Origin of the sequence: Pedobacter sp. UC225_61 (assembly GCF_044452285.1) — a bacterium.
Classification (GTDB): Bacteria; Bacteroidota; Bacteroidia; order Sphingobacteriales; family Sphingobacteriaceae; genus Pedobacter.
Window position 1 is genome coordinate 2,029,415 of sequence record NZ_JBIOAL010000001.1, and the last position, 13,186, is coordinate 2,042,600.

14 protein-coding genes and 1 tRNA gene are annotated in these 13,186 nt (G+C 31.3%); 5 read left to right on the forward strand and 10 right to left on the reverse strand.

Annotated elements, in window-relative coordinates; genetic code table 11:
* Window positions 1–140: 140 nt before the first annotated feature.
* The 5 genes from ACHMWN_RS09405 to obgE all read left to right on the forward strand — a co-directional run bounded on the left by ACHMWN_RS09405 (window position 141) and on the right by obgE (window position 3,472).
* Entirely contained in the window at window positions 141–1,049 is a 909-nt protein-coding gene (locus ACHMWN_RS09405) for an SDR family oxidoreductase (protein ID WP_397300115.1), read from the forward strand.
* Window positions 1,050–1,135: 86 nt separating this feature from the next.
* Window positions 1,136–1,600, forward strand: a complete 465-nt coding sequence (locus ACHMWN_RS09410; protein ID WP_397300116.1) for a redoxin domain-containing protein — start codon at window positions 1,136–1,138, stop codon at window positions 1,598–1,600.
* Window positions 1,601–1,691: 91 nt separating this feature from the next.
* Window positions 1,692–1,768, forward strand: a tRNA-Arg gene (locus ACHMWN_RS09415).
* A gap of 61 nt (window positions 1,769–1,829) precedes the next feature.
* Entirely contained in the window at window positions 1,830–2,399 is a 570-nt protein-coding gene (locus ACHMWN_RS09420) for an adenylate kinase (RefSeq protein WP_397300119.1), read from the forward strand.
* A gap of 74 nt (window positions 2,400–2,473) precedes the next feature.
* Window positions 2,474–3,472: a GTPase ObgE gene (gene obgE, locus ACHMWN_RS09425; protein WP_397300122.1), complete on the forward strand. Its 999-nt coding sequence runs from the start codon at window positions 2,474–2,476 to the stop codon at window positions 3,470–3,472.
* On the opposite strand, the gene ACHMWN_RS09430 is transcribed toward obgE, so the two are convergent.
* From ACHMWN_RS09430 to ACHMWN_RS09475, 10 genes are read right to left on the reverse strand one after another with little or no spacing between them, the layout of a single operon-like run.
* Window positions 3,473–4,027, reverse strand: a complete 555-nt coding sequence (locus tag ACHMWN_RS09430) for a WcaF family extracellular polysaccharide biosynthesis acetyltransferase (RefSeq protein ID WP_397300124.1) — start codon at window positions 4,025–4,027, stop codon at window positions 3,473–3,475.
* Complete coding sequence (gene xrtY, locus ACHMWN_RS09435; protein WP_397300127.1) at window positions 4,020–4,622, reverse strand: exosortase Y; 603 nt, start codon at window positions 4,620–4,622, stop codon at window positions 4,020–4,022. Before xrtY ends, ACHMWN_RS09430 begins: the two co-directional genes overlap by 8 nt.
* Window positions 4,623–4,639: 17 nt before the next feature.
* A complete protein-coding gene (locus ACHMWN_RS09440) occupies window positions 4,640–5,497 on the reverse strand; it encodes a glycosyltransferase family 2 protein (RefSeq protein WP_397300130.1) in 858 nt (285 codons plus the stop codon).
* Entirely contained in the window at window positions 5,497–6,120 is a 624-nt protein-coding gene (locus ACHMWN_RS09445) for a class I SAM-dependent methyltransferase (protein WP_397300133.1), read from the reverse strand. Before ACHMWN_RS09445 ends, ACHMWN_RS09440 begins: the two co-directional genes overlap by 1 nt.
* Window positions 6,120–7,283 carry an XrtY-associated glycosyltransferase XYAG1 gene (locus ACHMWN_RS09450; protein WP_397300135.1) on the reverse strand — a complete coding sequence of 388 codons (1,164 nt, stop codon included), beginning with the start codon at window positions 7,281–7,283 and terminating at the stop codon, window positions 6,120–6,122. Before ACHMWN_RS09450 ends, ACHMWN_RS09445 begins: the two co-directional genes overlap by 1 nt.
* Entirely contained in the window at window positions 7,246–8,703 is a 1,458-nt protein-coding gene (locus ACHMWN_RS09455; protein WP_397300137.1) for an exosortase Y-associated Wzy-like protein, read from the reverse strand. Before ACHMWN_RS09455 ends, ACHMWN_RS09450 begins: the two co-directional genes overlap by 38 nt.
* Window positions 8,690–9,841 (reverse strand): glycosyltransferase family 4 protein, encoded by a 1,152-nt coding sequence (locus tag ACHMWN_RS09460; protein WP_397300138.1) that lies wholly within the window; start codon window positions 9,839–9,841, stop codon window positions 8,690–8,692. Before ACHMWN_RS09460 ends, ACHMWN_RS09455 begins: the two co-directional genes overlap by 14 nt.
* On the reverse strand, window positions 9,834–10,655 hold the full coding sequence (locus tag ACHMWN_RS09465; RefSeq protein WP_397300140.1) for an FkbM family methyltransferase: 822 nt from the start codon (window positions 10,653–10,655) through the stop codon (window positions 9,834–9,836). The genes ACHMWN_RS09460 and ACHMWN_RS09465 overlap by 8 nt, the downstream gene beginning before the upstream one ends.
* Entirely contained in the window at window positions 10,655–11,989 is a 1,335-nt protein-coding gene (locus ACHMWN_RS09470) for a hypothetical protein (RefSeq protein ID WP_397300142.1), read from the reverse strand. The genes ACHMWN_RS09465 and ACHMWN_RS09470 overlap by 1 nt, the downstream gene beginning before the upstream one ends.
* Window positions 11,943–13,178, reverse strand: coding sequence for a hypothetical protein (locus ACHMWN_RS09475; RefSeq protein WP_397300144.1), 1,236 nt, complete (start codon window positions 13,176–13,178; stop codon window positions 11,943–11,945). Before ACHMWN_RS09475 ends, ACHMWN_RS09470 begins: the two co-directional genes overlap by 47 nt.
* Window positions 13,179–13,186 lie beyond the last annotated feature (8 nt).

A 13,186-nucleotide genomic window follows, 5' to 3' on the forward strand; every position in this document is an offset into this window, starting at 1 on the left:
TGGTAAAATTATAAAAATCAAAATGTTAAAGGCGCTTTTATACGCCCGCAATTCGGTTTGCAAAGTTAAGATTTTTCAATGTAAATTTTATATATAATAAAAAATTTTTCAACAGATTTTTTATCGATAATTTAGCGGCCATGAAAACCATATTAATAACAGGTAGTAACGGGCTTTTGGGGCAAAAAATTACTGAGAAGATTTTAAAAGAAGGTGGCGTAAATTTTATTGCTACGTCAAAAGGAGAAAATCGTTTCCCTGTAAAGGAAGGTTATATATATGCAGATATGGATATCTTAAATCCTGATCAAGTAAAAACGGTTATTGAAAAATACAAGCCTGATGCAATTATCCATACAGCAGCAATGACAAATGTGGATACCTGCGAAGATCAAAAAGAATTGGCATTTGATTTAAATGTAAAGTCTGTAATCAACTTAATTGCTATTTGCGAACAACTCGATATTCAATTGGTACATCTATCAACCGATTTTATATTTGATGGAGAAGACGGTCCTTATGATGAGGAAGCTGCTCCAAACCCATTAAGTTATTATGGAGAAACAAAATTATTAGCAGAGGAAGCTATTAAAAATTCAAAATGTAAGTGGGCTATTCTGCGAACCATTATTGTATATGGTATTGTGAGTGATATGAGTAGAAGCAATATTGTACTTTGGGCTAAAGGGGCATTAGAAAAAGGACAGCCACTAAATATTGTTAACGATCAATGGCGTATGCCTACATTAGCTGAGGACTTGGCTGATATTTGCTTGTTAGCAGTAAATCATAATGCACAAGGAGTATTCAATGCTTCTGGAAAAGATATGATGAGTATTTCTGAGCTAGTTGCAAGAGTAGCTGATTTCTGGCATTTAGATAAAGGTCTAATCAATGAAATCAGTGCAGATACTTTAAATCAAACTGCAAAACGACCTGTTCGCACTGGGTTTATTTTAGACAAAGCGATGACTGATTTAAACTATCAACCACATAGCTTTGAAGAAGGGCTTGGGATTTTAGATCAACAGCTCAAAGAAAGAAATTAATTAGTTTAGAAGTGTTATTTCATTAAGCATATTAATGAACAATTAAGCTAATAAACAATTGTATAGATAACCATTAAACAAAAGATATGTCACTAAAAGTTGGCGATAAAGCCCCAGATTTTAAATTATTTAGTTCAGAATTAAAAGAAGTTTCATTAAGTGATTATAAAGGGAAAAAATTGGTTTTGCACTTTTTTCCATTAGCATTTACAGGAACTTGTACTACGCAATTGTGTACTATGAGAGATAGTTTTGGTTTTTATGAAGGTATGAATGCAGCAGTTGTTGCTATATCTGTTGATTCTCCTTTTGCATTAGCTAAATTTAAAGAAGAACAATTTTATCAATTTCCTTTATTATCTGATTTTAACAAAGAAGTATCTAAAGCTTTTGGTTCATTTTACGAAGAATTTGTATTTAATTTAAAGGGTGTTTCTAAAAGAGCTGCGTTTGTAATAGATGAACAAGGTGTGATTAAGTATGCAGAGGTTTTAGATGTTGCAACAGATTTGCCTGATTTTGATGCAATTAAAAAGCTGGTAACGGATTAATTTGAATTATTCAATAAAAAAAATTGTTAAATTGAATTTCAAGCGTTACTTTTGCAATCCGTTAACCATACGGAAATATTAACTAACATTCGCATTTGTAGCTCAACTGGATAGAGCATCTCACTACGGATGAGAAGGTTTGGGGTTCGAATCCCTACAAGTGCACCAATATTAAAGAGCCTTGCTGCCAACAGGCGGTGAGGCTTTTTCACTTTTAAAGACAACCTTAATGCTGAATTTAGTTCTCTTTGGCCCTCCAGGTGCAGGCAAAGGCACCCAATCTGAAAAACTGATTAGAAAATATCAGTTAGTGCATATTTCTACAGGAGATCTTTTTAGAGCACATATTAAAAATCAAACTGCTTTAGGTAAAAAAGTAAGCAAATTAATTGCGGATGGTGAGTTAGTGCCAGATAAAATCACTATTGACATGTTAGAAGAAGAAATTGACAAAAATCCAAATGCTAAAGGATTTGTGTTTGATGGCTTTCCTAGAACAATTCCTCAGGCAGTTGAATTAGATAAGTTTTTAGAAGGAAAAGGGAGTAAGATTGACGGTGTAATTGCATTAGATGTTGATAAAGACGAGTTGGTAAAACGTGTCGCGTTACGTCAAAAAGAAACAGGTAGATTAGATGATCAAGCAGAGAAATCTCAAAAAAGAATTGATGAGTATTTCAACAAAATCATTTTAGTGTTACCATATTATGATGGGCAAAAAAAGTTAACTAAAATTAACGGTATTGGAAATATCGATGATATTTTTAATAGTTTGTGTGCCGTTATAGATAAGTATTAAAGTATAAATGAGATAAAGAATAGCGGGAAAGATTGTTCAGTTCTTCCCGCTTTTTTGTTTTTAAATAAATTGTTATGTCACAGGGATCGAATTTTGTAGATTATGTAAAAATATGTTGCCGTTCTGGTAAAGGAGGAGCAGGTTCTGCACATTTGCATCGTGATAAACTGACTTCTACTGGAGGGCCAGATGGTGGAGATGGAGGAAGAGGTGGACACATTATTTTAAGAGGAAATTCTCAATTTTGGACTTTACTTCACTTAAAATATCGCAAGCACATTATTGCTGAAGATGGATTAGGTGGAGGAAGTAGCCAGAAGACTGGGAAGACTGGGAAAGACGAAATTTTAGAAGTTCCACTTGGAACTATTGCTCGTGATGCAGAAACAGGAGATATTTTATTTGAGATTACAGAAGACGGAGAAACCAAAATTTTAACTCCAGGGGGAAGAGGCGGTTTAGGAAACTGGCATTTTAAAACTCCAACTTTACAAACCCCACGTTTTGCACAACCAGGAGAGCCAGGAAAAGAGGAGTGGATGGTACTGGAGTTAAAAGTATTAGCAGATGTAGGTTTAGTAGGTTTTCCAAATGCCGGAAAATCAACTTTGTTATCTGTTTTATCTGCTGCTAAACCTGAAATTGCTGATTATCCATTTACAACATTAGTTCCAAATTTAGGTATTGTTTCTTATCGCAATGGGAAATCTTTTGTAATGGCAGATATTCCTGGAATTATCGAAGGAGCATCTAAAGGGAAGGGATTAGGATTTAGATTTTTACGCCACATTGAACGTAATTCTGTTCTACTTTTTATGGTGCCTGCCGATACAAGCAGAAGCATTAAAGAAGAATATGAAATTCTAAAAAATGAATTGCAACAGTTTAATTCGGAGTTAATGCAAAAACCTCATTTATTAGCAATAACAAAATCAGATATGCTTGATGAAGAGCTGATAGCTGAAATGAAGGCAGATTTACCTAAAATTCCTACGCTATTTATTTCGGCAGTTGCCCAACAAGGTATAACCGAACTAAAAGATATGTTGTGGAAAGCAATTAATGAAGAATAATTAATCTATTATTCTGTCTTTTACTTTATTTGCAGGGTTTCCCTGATAAATGGAATACGCTTCCATATTTTTTGTGGCGACAGAATTAACGACAAGAACAGCGTGTGATTTAGCAACAATGCCTGGACACACAATTGATTTAGCACCTATCCAAACTCCATCTTCTAAAACAATGGATTTGGTAATTAAATCGAAACCTGTTTTTTTGTAGTCATGATTTCCAGTTAATAGCATAGCTTGCTGTGAAACACATACATTTTTACCAATAAGAACTTCAGCCAAATTTTCAATTCTACATTCTGCTAACCAAGAATAATCACCTACGGTTAATTTCCACGGATAATGAATATAGATAAAAGGTTTTATTCGAACATCTTTCCCAATGTTTGCACCGAAAACTCTTAATATAAAAACTAAAACTGAGCTAAACGGAATTAAGCCTGATCGAAAAAATAGCATGCTTGTAAAATACCAACAAGCAATTTTTAAAGAAGAAGCGCCAGGATTAAAATCCTTTTTATCAAAATCCTTTTTAAGTTGGGTTTCTTTAGTCAATTTTTGATTGGGGTTCTTGGTTAACAATGGGAGTGCTATTCTTTTTTATCCAATAATAAAGCACTATAAATACAATAACATAAACTATAATATTAAACACTTCGTGATGATAAGTAAAATTATCTCTTTGAGATTGGAAAAAGCCTAATAACACTCCAAGCGCAGCTATTCTTAATATATTTAGTATGTAAATCATAATTAATCCTAAAATAAGGAGCTTAATTTTCGATTTTAGTTTTGCTGGAAATGCAATTATAAAAGCGGTTAAAAACGACATTACACCTAGACCTAAACATGAATAATTTACTCTTAAGTGAGGTCCAGCTACAACCAATACATCCATTTCATTATGAATAGCATAAAATCCGAATAGCTTAATAATCCATACTGCAGGTACAATTAATGCTGTTTTTAATCCTTGAATGTAATCGAAATGATTTGAAATATATGCATTGTAAAATCTACTACCTTCATTCATTACGCTATTCATAAACAAATTGCCTTGGCTAAATACGAAGTAGAAAAATAAAAGTTTTACTACAAAAAAGATAGCTGTTTTATTTGCTGCTTTTTTGTTGTCGAGAGACTGATTCATGTTAGTTAATTTATAGACTAATTTACGGTTTTAGATTTTATCATTTCTTTGATTTTTACATCGACAATTAATCTAAACCAAAATCCTTGCAAAAAATGAAATAATATACCTGTTGAACCATCTAAAATACCCAGTTTAAAAATTAAGCGATAGCTAAAGTAGAGAAAGGGTCTTAAGCCTAAAGGGAGTTTCCACCACATCCTTTTTAACCAAGCATTACGTTCATCCGGACTACCCCAAAAATTAGGAGTAATTGTTTGATTACGCAAGTTGTTTAATCTTTCAATTTCTTCTTCGGCTATTAAATCACTGTATCTATTATGTTTTGCTATCCAGAAACTGATTTTATTTTCCTTCAGATTTTCTTCTAGAATATGACCATCTTTCCAAATTTCTGTTTGACCAGGAACAATAAATCGATGATCCATATTTTCATTTAAATCAGAATAACCGATATTGGTTCTAAACATTTTAAGCAAATATTTAGGATAAAACCCTCCATATTTAATCCATTTCCCTTTAAAAAAGTTTTTTCTGTTGAAATAGATGCCATTGGTATTCTTGTAATTTTCGTCTCTAAAATTTTGTAATAATTCAAAAAGTTCTGGCGTTACAATTTGGTCTGCGTCTAAACCAATAATCCACGGAGTTTGAATATCGAAATTTTTTAAGGCGAAATCCCACTGCTTAGGATGATTTTCGAAGGGATTAATTTTAACTTCAGCTTTAAAATCTTCAGCTATTTTTAAAGTTTCATCTGTACTTCCAGAATCCAAGATATAGATCGATGCATTTAAATCTGCGATAGATTTAAGCAACCTTGGTAAATGTTGTTCTTCATTAAAAGTTAAAATGATGAAACTAAAATCCGTCATTATATGCTAGCTTTAATTATCATAGATTTCCAAACGTAAGGAAATCGGCCACAGCCTACAAAATGCGTAACCTTAAATCCTTGCTCTTCTAATAATCGAGTTAATGTTTTTTTTGACCAGAATTTAATATGACCCCCATCAAATAATGGATCAACATGTTTATCCCAATTACCCATTAAAGATATAATGAGGTTTTTTAAATAACCATGATATGGAGTGCTTAAAATCAGTTCTCCACCACCGTTTTTAGTTAGAATCTTTTTACAGAATGAAGCAAATTTTCTAGGATCGTAGAGATGTTCTATTACTTCTGTAGAAATTATGGTATCGAAACTTACACTTGCTAGTTTTTCTGGAAGTTCATCTTTAGAAAGATCTTGCAATGCAAAACGGTCAGGAAACGATTCTGATGCGATTTGTATTCCTTTTTCTGAGGCATCAGTTCCGTAAGCATCAAATCCTTTTTCTAATAGAAGCTTTACTAAAGCGCCATTTCCACACCCTAAGTCAAGTATTTTTCGATTTTTTTGCGCATTTAATAAACCTAATATAGGTCCGTCCAAATATTGATGAGCATGCGAAGCATTAGCATGTTGAAATCCAAAATCTTTATATTCTGACATTAATTTACTTGCTGATAAAATGAAATATATTGATGAATTAATTTTTCAGAACTGAAATCGTTTTTTACAATTTTTGGGGCCATTTGGCGAATTTTAGCTCTCTTTTCCTGATTTATAAATGCTTTTTTTATATTCTCTTGTACGGATTCACTAGTTAAATCAGTAATCCAACCAAAATCATTTTTATCAATATAATCAGCTAAACCAACTTGATTTGAAAGTAAAACTGGTGTACCTACACTTAAACTTTCTACAACCACATTAGCAAAATTTTCATTGTATGAAGTTAAAACCATTAGATGATGATCTGTAAGTAATTCAAATTTATCGTTATTTGATATTTGACCAACCCAGTGTATTTTATCGTTAAATTTTAAACTCTCAGCTTTTATCTTCAAACTCCTTAGATATTCCTCTTCTCCTGAACCAGCTATAGTTAAGGTCCATTTAATTGTTAAACCTGCTAAAGCTTCAAAAAGTAATTCCAGCCCTTTTTTCTCTTCAATTCTAGATAGAAAAATTAATTTAAAAATAGGTTTTTCTTCTAGTAGTTGAAAAGGATCAACATCAATATTTTTTGGAAGCTCTACTAGATTTGGAATTACAGTAAGGCTTTTTGGTTGTATAAACTGTAATACATCTTGTTTTTCTTTTTCACTAGTAGCATGAATATGGCAGTAGGTTAATAATTTTTTACCCATTGCAGCATGAATAATAGATTTAAAACCTGAATTTCTATTCCCTAACGTATAATTAGTTAACATTCCTCGTGGTGATAAAATAACTGGAATATTGCACCATTTTGCTATTTGACAGCTAAAAATGGAAACTAAATTCCACCAAGCATGAATATGAATCACTAGTTTTTTATCTTTTTTATTTTTAAGAATGATACGACGTAAATTTTTTAAAAGTTCTGGTGAAAAATGGGTATGATCTTTTGTTATTCTCTTAAAATAAGTAACATTTACACCATCAACTTTTTGAACTTTATTTTTAACAACGTTTAATTCTGTTTCGCCATTAGCAGTTGTTGTTAGCACTTCAACATCGACCTCTTTTTCAGTCAAAGCCTCGCATAATTTAGCAACAGACATTGTTGGCCCGCCATAAATATGAGCAGGTTTATATGCTGCTGTTACCTGCAGTATTTTTATAAACATCTACTTCTGTTAGTGTATTCGATCTTTTTAGCATCCAAAAAATGGCGTACATCGCTATGTACCCATAAAAAATATTATTAAGCAAGAATTCGAAATTATTTCCTCGCCACAAATTTTGAAAAATAGCATTAAACATTACAATGCATCCAAGTTCGTACCCACCAAACCATTCTTCTGCTTTATTACATAGCCATTGAGTTAACCAGCCATATAAGAAAATTGAGATGAATACACCTATGAAACCTGCGCTTACATAGCCATCAACAACTGGTCGTGTTTTAGCAGACACATCGGATCCTTTATAGGCAACTCTTGCTTCATATACACGTTCCATAGAAATGGTTTCAGTAATAAATTTATTGGGCCAAATAAACCTGGGAATAATTGCTAATAATGAATTCTTAAAAATTTCTAAGCCATAATAATCTCTTTCTGCAGGAATATGCTTAACAAATTTGGTGAACATACTAATTTCACTTAAACGATTGGTTAGAAATCCCCAATTTGTTTCATCAATTAATGGAGCATCGCTTGTTAGCACGGCATTGAAAGCCGCTGTTCTTGCTTCTAATGCTGTTTTTTGCCCAGACCAGGCTTGGGATCTAATTATACTTGCAAAAGTTGGTAAAATGTATAATAGAATATAAATTGTTGGTAATGCTAAGGTTAAAATAACTTTTTTATAATATGGATATAGCAAAAAACTAATGATAATTACATTAATAATGATACTTTCTTTGTAGCCAGTTAACGTTGATGCTAAAAAATTAAAGACAAATAGCCCTCCGCCAAAAAATATATAACCTCTTTTTCTCTGTACAATACCTCTTACAAATACTAAAGCGCTACAGGTAATAGAAATATTGATTAAACCAAAAGAAAACTGTGAAATACTTGCAATTTTAGAAGCGGTTGCACCTAAAAGGTAACAACCAATACACAACCAAATTAAAAAGAAATCCAAATTTAAATTTAGTTTATGCTTAATAACTGGAAACTGTTTAATTTGAACAATCATACCTGTAACTAATGCCGCATGTGCTAATAATGACATTCGCTGACATTTTGCAATATAATAAGTTAGTTCATTTGCCTTAAAAGGTATTATGCTTACTTTATTAAAGTATTCATATCCCATATGATCCATAAAGTAAAAAACAGAAGTACAACACATAAAACCAGCAAAAATAAGCTGAATGAGTACAATTGGTCGCATTACTTGCCTTGTTAGCGGTAAATCATGAGGTATAAATTTTACTTTAGAAAATAACGTTAAGTAAAAAATGTAAAAAGAACCACTCCATGCTACAAAATAAGAAATAACAGGATCGAGTTGAGTGATTATCGCTAAAAACCAAGGGACATAAATTAAAATAAGTACTTTTTGACGAGAAAAATTTGGATTCTTATCTGTTAACATACTTTACGATTGCATTTACTTGTTCTTCAAAGCCCCAATTTTTGATATATTTTAATGAATTTTCTCCCATTTTTTTTAACTCATATTTATCTTGTGTTAAAGCTATTAATTTTTGAGTTAAATCCATTAAATCACCATGTTTAAAGATTCTTCCATTTTTAGCTTTAACTAAATCAACTGCACATCCTACTTTATTTGAAGCTAATATTGCTTTTCCCGATGCCATTGCCTCATTTATTGCCAAACCCCAAGTTTCACTATTAGATGGAAGACAAAATAGATCGCAAGCTTGGTAAATAGCTGGCATTTGCGTTTGATTTTGAAAGTTTAAAAAATGAATATTCATTGATAGCTGTCCATTGTTCATTGCTTGTTCTTTTAAACTTTTCTCTATTTTGCCATTACCTACAAATAATAAGTGCAAATTAGTTGAATCTAGTTTTTTAAAAGCCGAGAGTAATAGTTCTGGATTTTTAATAGGTTCTAATTTACCTGCAAAAAGTATTAAGATATCTTCGTCGTTAATACTAAATTGCTCTCTAAGTTTTAATGCCTCTTTATTTTTGATTTCTCCAAATCGTTTATTATCAATGGAATGTGGTGCGAAAATTAATTGCTCATCTTTTAATCCATATTTTTTAAAATAAGCTTTATTTGCTGTGCCAACATAAAATGCAGCATCAACATGTTTATAAACCCAAGTTAAAAACAAGCTACGCAATAAATTTTTAAGATCAGATTTTTGATTTAATAAAGTAGAATCTCCCCTAAAATATACAGGGATTTTATTTTTAAAATATCGAATAATTTTTAAATGACTTTTATATGCCCAACCATATATCAAAATTGCATCTGGATGAAAGTTTTTTAGTTTTGAAATTGCATTTGGATTAATAATACCATTAAAGTGATGACTTCCTTTATTCTTAGCACTATTTTCTAGAAATTCATACTCATAGCCCTCTAATAAAGGGATATCCCATTCAATTTTTTGTTTAAAACCTATATCATATTTTTTGAGAGAAGAATTACCAGCAGTATAAAATACTTTAATATTCATTCTTTTTGCAAGTAATTGAAATACAGGAGCATAGTATTGAATAGGATGGGTGCTGATAATTGCTAATTTCTTAGTCATTAGGAATTGCTAGAATATTACCAGATTTAAGTTCTTTGAAATTATCTAAAAGGATTGGTCCTTCTTGATAGATATGCATAAAGTGATAATTTAAGTCACTTAAAAGCGAAAAGATGTAATCTTTAGCTAATCCAGTCTTTTTATGGTAATTAATATCGTACTCAAATATTATTTTAGGCCTGTTCTTCTTAATGGTTTCGAGCATGCCTTGAATTACAAAACTTTCGTAACCTTCTACATCAATTTTAATAAAATCGACTTTTTCATCTCCAATAATTTCGTCTCCAACACAACAGGTAATTAAGGTGTCACCACTTTGATCAAAAAGATTAAATGTTCCTGGATTTGTACTTTTTTCATCAGCAGCAATGCTAATTTGTTCGTTTTTATTCCCAAGAGCAATATTTTTTGTTTTTATATGATGAAAATTATTTAGGCTGATGTTATAATTCAGGGTCCCAAAATTATAAGGAACAGGTTCAAATGCTGTAATCGAACCTTGATCTCCAACCAATTCAGCAAAAAAGAGTGTATGAAATCCAATATTCGCACCAATATCTAAAACACGATCTCCTTTTTTGATGTTAGATTGAAATACATTTTTAAGTGCAGGTTCATAATTACCTGTGTAAACTATTTTAGCGCCAATCCATGTTGCTGTATCGCAATTAATTTTAAAATTTCCTTGAATTGGTTTAACAATACGCCATCCCTGATTTAATTTATTTTTTTTAAATAGATAATTAAAAATACGATCTTGTCCTTTGAAAAATGGTCTTCTTAATATGATCCTAGCTATATTTTTTAACAACATTATTTACTGATCAATACTTTATTAAATAATTCAACTTGTGATTTTGTCATTGACGAAGCCGTATATGGTTCAAATGCCGTAAAATTAGTTGATATTGGGAATTGGTTTTTTACACTGATAATATAACGATGTAATTTTTCATAAGCCTCATTTTGATTGTCATTAAATGTAATTAAATGACCAGCATTACAATCCATCATGATTTTTGCAGCACTACTCATCTCATTAAAAATTCCAAGTAATTGCTTTTTGGCTAAAATATAAGGATATAATTTAGAAGCTGTATAACTACTATCGTTTGAACCAATTATTATTAGTCCATCGGAAGTAATAAGTTGTTTTATGCTTTCATAAAAACCAATTCGATTTGTATATTCTGTAACATAGTTTGAGATATTTATTGAATCGGCTATTGGACTTATAGTAGCTATACCTTTACCAGCAGGAGCATAACTTGTACCTATAAAATGAAAGTGAATGTTTTCAAATAAATGTGGCTCATTTTCAAGTCCAGTTTTGAATGCTTTAAACAAAATTTCTAATGCATCTCGCATATCATAACCACCTCTGCCTACATATACAAGATTAAGTTTTGTAGTTGATGGAGTATAATATAATTTTAATTGGTCATTATTTTTTTGAACAATTTTAAAATCCTGTTCATTCGCACCAAATGTGATCACTTTAGCTGGTAAAGTTGCTAAATTAGCGTATCTATCTTTTAAGGTATTTATATATTTTTCTGAAACACTAATTAAACCATCTACATTTTTCATGGCAATTGGTTCCAAGAATTTATGCAAACGATAAGAAAACCAATATTTTTTTGGTCGTTCTGATTTTGGTTTATCTTGATAATAATCGCTGTGCCAAGGATCTTGCATATCAATTACATAGGGAATGTTAAATTTATCTTTCCAATAAGAACCTAAAATACACACGGGAAATTCCGTTGTAGAAAAGTAAATTAAATCGAACTTTTTACTTTTTAATAGTTGATTAACCTTTTTGCGATAAAACCATAGTGAACGTAATGCTAAGCTCCCAAGTCCGATTTTGCTAGTCCATTTTTTAGAAAAAGCATTTACTTTATGTATTATGATGTTGTTGGGAATGGAATCTAGCAGCAGAGGGTCCTTTACCATATCTACATAATTTTCATCGACGGTAACAACTTCTGCTTCCCATTCAAATTCCTTAAAATAAGGCAAACTCATCCTAACACGTTGCATATCTGCCGCATTTGCAGGAGGGAAGTGAGGAGAAATGATAAGTATGCGTTTCAATTTAGCTAATGACGGATTGAATAATGGTAAGAAATTTTTCTTTTTCAACTTCCCAATTTAATTTTTCTTTTGCGTATCGAATTGATTGGGCCTGATGTTGAGTTAAGAGTTCTTTGTGTTCAATATATTTTTTTAAAATTAAAGCAAGATTAGTCGAATTTTTCTTTTCGTAAATTTCTCCCATGTTGGGATATGATGTCATAAATTGTTTTTGAGCAGTTGTATCAGATGCTATGATAGCTAAGCCAGCTTGTGCATAAGTGAAAATTTTATTACTCAAAGCAATGTCATTATTAATTGAAAATCCTGGTTCGGTAGCTAAACCAATATCAAATTTACTTGCAAACTTTGTTAGTTCTGTAGATTCGATAGGTGAGTGGAAGATAATTTTAGGAGAATGAATAAAGTTGAGATTTTGGATAATTTGATCTAATTCAATTTTAACTTGTTGAGTTAAAAAGCCAAGTATATGAAATTCGATTTTTTCATTTTCTATTATTTTTAAAGCCCCCAAAACATCTTGCAAACCTCTTGATAATCCAACGTTTTGTGAAAACCAGAATAATTTTAATGTTTCTTCATTATTTCTTTTAGTTAATACTGTCTCGTTTTTCGGAAAAACATTTAATAATGTATTGAATTTTAGGGATGGGAAAAACGCTTCATATTCTTTTGCAATCTCAGGACTGCTTGTCGTTAAATAATTAACTAAAGGAAAATATTTTTCCTCAAGGTATTTTTTTAAGCGAACATCGTCATTTAAATCGTCATCACTCATTTCATATCGATGTAAATCTTCCGCGTCAAAACCACATTTTGCATTGTTGTGCTTTGCCGCTAAAACAGCTGCAGGTAATGCTGCTAAATTATGAGCAATGTAAAGATCTCCAGATGTATGCTTTGCTTTTTTAGCTAATTGAAAAGTACATCGACCTATAGCTAATTCGGCTAAATTACCACTAAAACCAAATAATTTAACCAGTTTTCGAGAAACTTTTAAAATAATACGCGTTCGCCAATAGACTGCTTTTTCTTTTAAAGGATCGCCGCCAATTCTTATTGCCTTCCACTTTTTTTGAGGGAGTAATTTTTTATCTAAATTTGTGGCCCAACTATTCCAATATTGATATATTACATTAACATTATAACCCGCTTCAATTAATGCATTAGCTTCTTTTACCAATCTTGGGTTTAAAGAGGGTTGGCCAGATGTGATAAGAATAACAGTTTTGGACACTTAAGTTC

Coding starts and splice junctions, on each gene's coding strand:
- ACHMWN_RS09420 (WP_397300119.1), top strand. CDS start 1,830: ATGCTGAATTTAGTTCTCTTTGGCCCTCCAGGTGCAGGCAAAGGCACC.
- ACHMWN_RS09455 (WP_397300137.1), bottom strand. CDS start 8,703: ATGTTAACAGATAAGAATCCAAATTTTTCTCGTCAAAAAGTACTTATT.
- ACHMWN_RS09450 (WP_397300135.1), bottom strand. CDS start 7,283: ATGTTTATAAAAATACTGCAGGTAACAGCAGCATATAAACCTGCTCAT.
- ACHMWN_RS09405 (WP_397300115.1), top strand. CDS start 141: ATGAAAACCATATTAATAACAGGTAGTAACGGGCTTTTGGGGCAAAAA.
- ACHMWN_RS09410 (WP_397300116.1), top strand. CDS start 1,136: ATGTCACTAAAAGTTGGCGATAAAGCCCCAGATTTTAAATTATTTAGT.
- obgE (WP_397300122.1), top strand. CDS start 2,474: ATGTCACAGGGATCGAATTTTGTAGATTATGTAAAAATATGTTGCCGT.
- ACHMWN_RS09460 (WP_397300138.1), bottom strand. CDS start 9,841: ATGACTAAGAAATTAGCAATTATCAGCACCCATCCTATTCAATACTAT.
- xrtY (WP_397300127.1), bottom strand. CDS start 4,622: ATGAATCAGTCTCTCGACAACAAAAAAGCAGCAAATAAAACAGCTATC.
- ACHMWN_RS09465 (WP_397300140.1), bottom strand. CDS start 10,655: ATGTTGTTAAAAAATATAGCTAGGATCATATTAAGAAGACCATTTTTC.
- ACHMWN_RS09440 (WP_397300130.1), bottom strand. CDS start 5,497: ATGACGGATTTTAGTTTCATCATTTTAACTTTTAATGAAGAACAACAT.
- ACHMWN_RS09445 (WP_397300133.1), bottom strand. CDS start 6,120: ATGTCAGAATATAAAGATTTTGGATTTCAACATGCTAATGCTTCGCAT.